The 6593-nt window shown below is 48.0% G+C and carries 5 protein-coding genes; 4 read left to right on the top strand and 1 reads right to left on the bottom strand.

Annotated elements, in window-relative coordinates; translation table 11 throughout:
• Positions 1-358 precede the first annotated feature (358 nt).
• From CLOSYM_RS00600 to CLOSYM_RS00585, 4 genes are all read left to right on the top strand, one after another.
• The gene (locus tag CLOSYM_RS00600; protein WP_021640545.1) at positions 359-1720 is read left to right on the top strand and encodes a UbiD family decarboxylase; all 1362 of its coding nucleotides are present in this window, start codon (positions 359-361) and stop codon (positions 1718-1720) included.
• Between the two features lie 92 nt (positions 1721-1812).
• Positions 1813-2748 carry a LysR family transcriptional regulator gene (locus CLOSYM_RS00595; protein WP_003500454.1) on the top strand — a complete coding sequence of 312 codons (936 nt, stop codon included), beginning with the start codon at positions 1813-1815 and terminating at the stop codon, positions 2746-2748.
• Positions 2745-3131, top strand: a complete 387-nt coding sequence (gene lpdD, locus CLOSYM_RS00590; protein ID WP_003500456.1) for a prenylated flavin chaperone LpdD — start codon at positions 2745-2747, stop codon at positions 3129-3131. Before CLOSYM_RS00595 ends, lpdD begins: the two co-directional genes overlap by 4 nt.
• Before the next feature lie 2 nt (positions 3132-3133).
• The gene (locus CLOSYM_RS00585; protein ID WP_021640543.1) at positions 3134-3730 is read left to right on the top strand and encodes a UbiX family flavin prenyltransferase; all 597 of its coding nucleotides are present in this window, start codon (positions 3134-3136) and stop codon (positions 3728-3730) included.
• A gap of 133 nt (positions 3731-3863) precedes the next feature.
• Here the strand turns inward: CLOSYM_RS00585 and clpB are convergent, their stop codons facing one another.
• Positions 3864-6446, bottom strand: coding sequence for an ATP-dependent chaperone ClpB (gene clpB / locus CLOSYM_RS00580; protein ID WP_003500461.1), 2583 nt, complete (start codon positions 6444-6446; stop codon positions 3864-3866).
• Positions 6447-6593: the final 147 nt, after the last annotated feature.

Raw genomic sequence — 6593 nt, 5'->3', positions numbered from 1 at the left:
GGCTCAGTTTTTTCATACATCACTTGACACTATCCTTCATATCCGAAGCTTTTCTCTTTCTTAAAGGCAGCCATACCGTTCCATAAATAAACGGATGATACTTTTGCCGTATGCTATTCTTCATTGTATTAAAGAACAAGCAGATTGTCAACATTGCGGACAGGATTACCGCGCTTTCATTCCCATACCTTTTTGGTATTGATAGTGATATATTTGAGTATTTGACATTTAATTTTCACGGCTCTATAATGACATCAATGAAGCAGGCGCGCCATGAAAATACATGCAGCTCGGACAATGCAATTTGCGTTAAATATACTGCATGGCCATCAGAATCAGAGAAGAAAAGGGAAAATAAATGGAAAATCAATCTTTAGGATATTATCTCAATCAACTCAGTTTAAAGCGTTCAGAAGACATTCTTGAAATCAATGAATCCATCGAAAGAGATTACATATTTCAGGCCTTGGCTCTTGAACTGGACAAAGAACAGTATCCTCCCGTTATCCGCGCCTTAGCAGATGGGTATGAAGATTTCCCTATTGTCGGCAATATCTTTGCAAGCCGGCTGCGAATTGCAGAGCTTCTGGGGGAAGGCGGGGAGAAAAATGTCACCTCAAACTGGCTGAAAATAGAAAGAAACCCCATTCGGCCTGTCATTGTCCCGAACGGACCGGTACAAGAAGAATTTATAACGGAAAATATTGATATTGATTTTTTACCCATGATGCAGTATTACTGCACTGATGCAGGAAGGTACATTTCTTCGGCAATCGTTGCGGTTAAGGATCCTGATAACGGTATCCATAATCTCAGTTATCACCGCATGCAGTTTAAGGGAGGCGGAAAGTTTGGTATCAGTATGCATACGCGGCAGCATCTCTTCTATTATTATGAGAAGGCCCGTGAGGCCGGTAGAGATCTGGAAGTGGCTATTATCGTTGGTTGCCATCCCGCCGTATCCCTTGGAGCCGTATCACGCCCCGGCCTCGACGGAGACGAATATGATATAGCCGGTTCCATCCTGGGTGAGCCGCTCCGCCTTGTACAGGGACGCACCGTGTCGGTCGATTATCCGGCAGAATCGGAAATTGTGATGGAAGGTTATATATCTACAAAGGAACATGAACCGGAAGGCCCCTTTGGAGAATTCACCGGATTTTCAACTTCCCGGTCAACGGAAAACATTTTTTACTGTACCGGCCTCTCCAGACGCCGTCATCCGCTCTATGAGGTTATAATTCCCGGACGTTCCAAAGACCATCTTTATCTGGGACATATGATTTGCGAGACCCTTGCCCTTGCCCGAATTCAGGAAAAAATCCCTTGGGTGACCGACCTTACTTACCCTATATCAGGCGGCAATATGCATGCCTATATCCAGATGAAACCGGCTCCCGCAGGAATGGCGAAGGTGGCTGTCTCTATGTTAATGGGACTCGATTATATCGTAAAAATGGCGGTTGTTGTTGACACAGATATTGATATCAGGCAGGATGAACAGGTCATGTGGGCTATAGCCACACGTGTGCGGCATGGACGCGATACCTTCATGATTCCTGAATCATTTACTATCTCACTGGACCCCGTATCGGAAAACAATACGGTAACCAAATTCGGCGTAGATGCTACAATGACCAGCGAAATGCGCAAAGAACTCGTCGTCTGCCAGCCCAGGGGAGAGGATATAGCCAGGGCCAGGGAAATCCTTCATAACTGAATGCCGCAGCACTGCCTTCACCGGCCAAGCACGATTCCTGATATAGCACGGTTCCCGTTATACAGGTCAGAGAACAGATAAGGAGAGATTCTGTGAACATACGTCAGTTAGAATACTTTATCGTAATGGCAGAAACACAACAAATCACGGAAGCGGCACAGCAGCTGTATATTGCGCAGCCGCCTCTTAGCCGAAGCCTGCAAAGACTGGAAAATGAACTGGGTGTAGTCCTGTTTACCAGAACCAAAAAAGGGATTGAGCTGACTGATACAGGAAAAGTCCTCTACGAAAAGGGGAGACTTTTATTGAAAAATTACAAAGATATGCTCAATGTAATTAAGGAAACGGAAGAAGGGGTATCCGGTACAGTGCGAATCGGAACAGGATATCCCACAGTTCCTCTGCTGGCTGGCAAAATTCTTTCCTTACGTAAACACTACCCTGCCGTGGAATTTAATATCACACAAGAGGATCCCGATAAATTGCTGGATATGCTGAGAAAGGGGAATCTGGATATTATGTTTTCCCCCCAGACGGTGGACGATCCGGAACTGGAATCAATACCGCTTGAACCGGATCCTCTAATCCTTGTAGTCAACCGGCAGCTCGATCCTGCCCCGGAGGAAGACAGTATTCCCATTGAAAAACTGGAGGGTATCCCTTTTTGCATGCTTCGAAATGGGGATTTTTATGGATATAATGAAATTCTGATTAATGAATGCCAGAAGCACGGCTTTACCCCACATATTTTCTGTCAATGCAACAGTGCCTCCACGGCCATGACATTAGTTGCCCAGGGACTCGGGTTAAGCTATCAGCCGAAGATGGTCGTTGATACCATGACCAGTCAAAATTTGTATGGAAAATGTATCCAGGATTTTGAAAACACCATGTTTCCGGCCATTCTGAGAAAAAAGGATGCTTACATGAGCGGTGCCCTGAAAGTCTTCCTTTCGCTGTTCAGACAGGAATCCGTATTCCCTTCCTCTCTCCTTATTCCTGACCCAGGAAAGGAGGACGTACTGTGATAAATCATACCGAACTAACGGCAGGGAAAGGTAGATTTAAAGTAACACTATTCCTTCAGGAGACAGGCGGCCACGGACTCTGCTGCTTTCTCACCGGCGGTGAGCGGCCCCATGTGGGCGGTACGGTACTGGCGTCTCTCAGTGAAAGAGTGAACGACGGGGGAATGACCTGCAATCTCTGGAATATCCCCCTTCCGGGCCATAAAGATTCTTATTTGGCGGAAAAACTGGCAAAGACTCTCTGTCTGGCCACAAATCAGCCTGTTGCCATCACGGCAGGGCTGCATGTCGATAATGCTTCGGAGGAAGATATTCAATTGCTGGTGAGCAACGGATGTGACACCGTTGCACAGTATCTGCAGCTAATCGGAAAAGAGGGGTAAGTATGGAAAATCATATTAGAAAAAACCGAAGAATCATCGTCGGTATCTCTGGTGCAAGCGGCGTGATTCTTGGCTATGAGATGTTAAAAGCACTGAGAGAGCAGGATTCCACGGAAATACATCTGATAGTCACGGAGGGCGCCAAACGCAGCCTGTCCCTTGAGTCGAAAATGACTGTCAACTCCCTCTTCTCTCTGGCCGACGCAGTATATCACGAAACTGAAATGGAGGCCCCTGTTGCAAGCGGTTCCTTCCATACCGACGGAATGATTGTCATTCCATGCAGTATGAAAACACTTTCCGCCATCGCAACCGGTTATGACAGCAATCTCCTTGTCAGGGCCGCCGGCGTATGCCTGAAAGAAAACAGACGCATTGTTCTGGTTCCCAGGGAGACACCTCTGTCCCGTGTTCACCTGCGTAATATGGAAGCGGCCGCTTCGGACGGTTGTATTATCATTCCGCCTATGCTGACCTTCTATAATAATGCAGGTACCCTGCAAAAACAGATGGAACACATCATCGGTAAAATTCTTCCACACTTCGGCATGCAAAGTCAGCGTTTCGTACCGTGGACAGGAAAGCCGAATATAATGTGAGGGATGAACTATACATCTCATCAGATAGCGGCACTTAACGTAGAAGCATAAGTGATCAAAGAAGGAAATGTCCGGCATCTCAGAGTATATCGATGCCGGACATTTCCTTTAAACTTTTATTATTCAGGATGGATCAGACTGCGGCCGCCTCAAGATGGCCGTCAATCAGGTCTATCTGTATCGTATCTCCTGCCCGGACACCGTCCGACAGAATCAGTCTTGCCGCCAGAGTCTCCACATTCTTCTGCAGATATCTCTTAAGCGGCCTTGCGCCGTATACGGGATCGTAACCATTTTCCACGATAAATTCTTTCGCCCGCTCTGTCAGCGAAATAGAAAGCTCCTTGTCGGCCAGACGCTTATTGACGTCCTCAATCAGCAGGCTGATAATGCCGCCGATATTATCTCTCGTAAGAGGTTTAAACAGAATTATCTCATCCAGACGGTTCAGGAACTCCGGACGGAAATGGGCGCGCAGATCATGCATAACCGCTGATTCCGCATCCGGCCTGATCAGTCCGTTGTCATCAATTCCGTCCAGCAGATACTGGGAACCGATATTGGAGGTCATAATCAGGATTGTATTTTTAAAGTCTACGGTCTTTCCTGTGGAGTCCGTGATACGTCCGTCATCCAGCACCTGGAGCAGTACATTAAATACATCCGGATGTGCTTTCTCCACCTCATCAAACAGAACAACGCAGTATGGTTTTCTGCGGACCGCCTCCGTAAGCTGGCCTCCCTCATCATACCCCACATATCCTGGCGGCGCTCCGATCAGACGAGATACGGAATGTTTCTCCATGTACTCACTCATATCGATACGCACCATGTTGTTCTCATCGTCAAACAGACTCTCTGCCAGCGCTTTGGCAAGCTCGGTCTTACCAACACCGGTCGGTCCCAGGAACAGGAAGGAACCGATTGGTTTTGTCGGATCCTTAATTCCGGCCTTGGAACGGATTACCGCTTCGGTCACCTTTGTCACTGCTTCGTCCTGTCCAATGACCCGTTTGTGGAGAATTTCATCCATATGGAGCGTCTTGCTTCTCTCGCTCTCCGTCAGCTTGGCCACAGGAATGCCGGTCCATTTAGAAATAATTCTTGCAATCTCTTCATCGGTGACGCTCTCATGCACCAGGCTCATATCCTGGCTCTTGACGCGCGCCTCCTCCTCTTCCAGCTGCTTCTTAAGCTCCGGCAGTTTTCCGTACTGAAGTTCCGCCGCCCGGTTCAGGTCGTAGGCCTGCTGGGCTGCCTGGATCTCGCCGTTAATATGCTCAATCTCCTCGCGCAGCTTTGATAATTTATCCACCGAGGATTTCTCATTTTCCCACTGTGCTTTCTGGGATGAAAAACTGTCTCTCAGTTCCGCCAGTTCTTTCTGAAGATCCTCCAGACGGTCTTTGCTGAGCCGGTCGGTTTCCTTCTTCAGGGCCGCCTCCTCAATCTCAAGCTGCATGATACGTCTGGACAGCTCATCCATCTCCGCCGGCATGGAATCCATCTCCGTCTTAATCATCGCACAGGCCTCATCGACCAGGTCAATGGCTTTATCCGGCAGGAAACGGTCGGAAATATAGCGGTCGGAAAGAACAGCCGCAGATACAAGGGCTGAGTCGGTAATCTTAACGCCATGGTAAACCTCGTAGCGCTCCTTCAGACCTCTCAGGATGGAAATCGTATCCTCCACCGTAGGCTCATCCACACGCACCGGTTGGAAACGGCGCTCCAGAGCCGCATCCTTTTCAATATATTTTCTGTACTCATCCAGGGTTGTCGCACCGATACAGTGCAGCTCGCCCCTGGCCAGCATCGGCTTTAACATGTTGCCCGCATCCATCGAACCTTCCGTCTTTCCGGCTCCTACTATCGTGTGAAGCTCATCGATGAACAGGATAATCTGTCCGTCGCTCTTCTTCACCTCATCCAGGACCGCTTTCAGACGTTCCTCGAACTCGCCCCGGTATTTTGCTCCGGCCATCAGGGCGCCCATATCCAGGGCGAACAATTTCTTATCCTTCAGTCCCTCCGGAACATCTCCCCTGACAATACGCTGCGCCAGCCCTTCGACAACTGCCGTCTTACCTACGCCTGGTTCACCGATTAAAACCGGGTTGTTCTTGGTCTTTCTGGAAAGAATCATGACCACATTCCGTATCTCGCTGTCACGCCCGATCACCGGGTCCAGCTTCTGATCCCTGGCCCGTTCCACCAGATCGTAGCCGTATTTATTCAGTGTATCGTAGGTCGCTTCCGGGTTGTCGCTGACCACTCTCTGATTTCCTCTGACTGTGGAGAGAGCCTGTAAAAAATTCTCCTTTGTAATTCCGTAAAGGCGGAATAATTCCTTCACTGCCCGGTTCGGCTGTTTTAACATCGACAGGAAGAGATGCTCCACGGACACATACTCGTCCCCCATGGCTTTCGCCTCATCTTCCGCATTCACCAGCACCTTGTTGGCATCATTGGAGAAATAAACCTGGCCGCCGGATACCTTCGGTAATTTTCCGATATTCTGTACGATCTCATTTACAAACTGTTCCCCTGATATTCCCATCTTCGTAATCAGCTTCAAGATCAGGCTGTCGTCTATCGTCAGCAGACTCAAAAGCAGATGCTCCTGATCAATCTGCTGGTTTCCATATTCATAAGCCAGTTTCTCCGTATTTTGTACCGCTTCCAAAGATTTTTGCGTAAATTTATTGATATTCATAATTGCTGCCTCCTCTCGCAAAATTATGATTGTTTTCATTGTTATAGTAGTAATATAACAGATATTATTAGCACTGTCAAGAGGAGAGTGCTAATACAATGTGAAAAATTTGAGGATTTAATTAAGCAGGTGAGGACGCCGCCGGTA

It is taken from the genome of [Clostridium] symbiosum ATCC 14940 (assembly GCF_000466485.1).
GTDB classification, from domain to species: Bacteria; Bacillota; Clostridia; order Lachnospirales; family Lachnospiraceae; genus Otoolea; species Otoolea symbiosa.
The sequence above is the reverse complement of the archived record's forward strand: the minus strand, read 5'-3'. Positions and strand labels throughout refer to the sequence as shown.

Excerpts from the sequence above, each read along its gene's own strand:
- CLOSYM_RS00600 (WP_021640545.1), top strand. The coding sequence starts at position 359 with ATGGAAAATCAATCTTTAGGATATTATCTCAATCAACTCAGTTTAAAG.
- CLOSYM_RS00585 (WP_021640543.1), top strand. The coding sequence starts at position 3,134 with ATGGAAAATCATATTAGAAAAAACCGAAGAATCATCGTCGGTATCTCT.
- clpB (WP_003500461.1), bottom strand. The coding sequence starts at position 6,446 with ATGAATATCAATAAATTTACGCAAAAATCTTTGGAAGCGGTACAAAAT.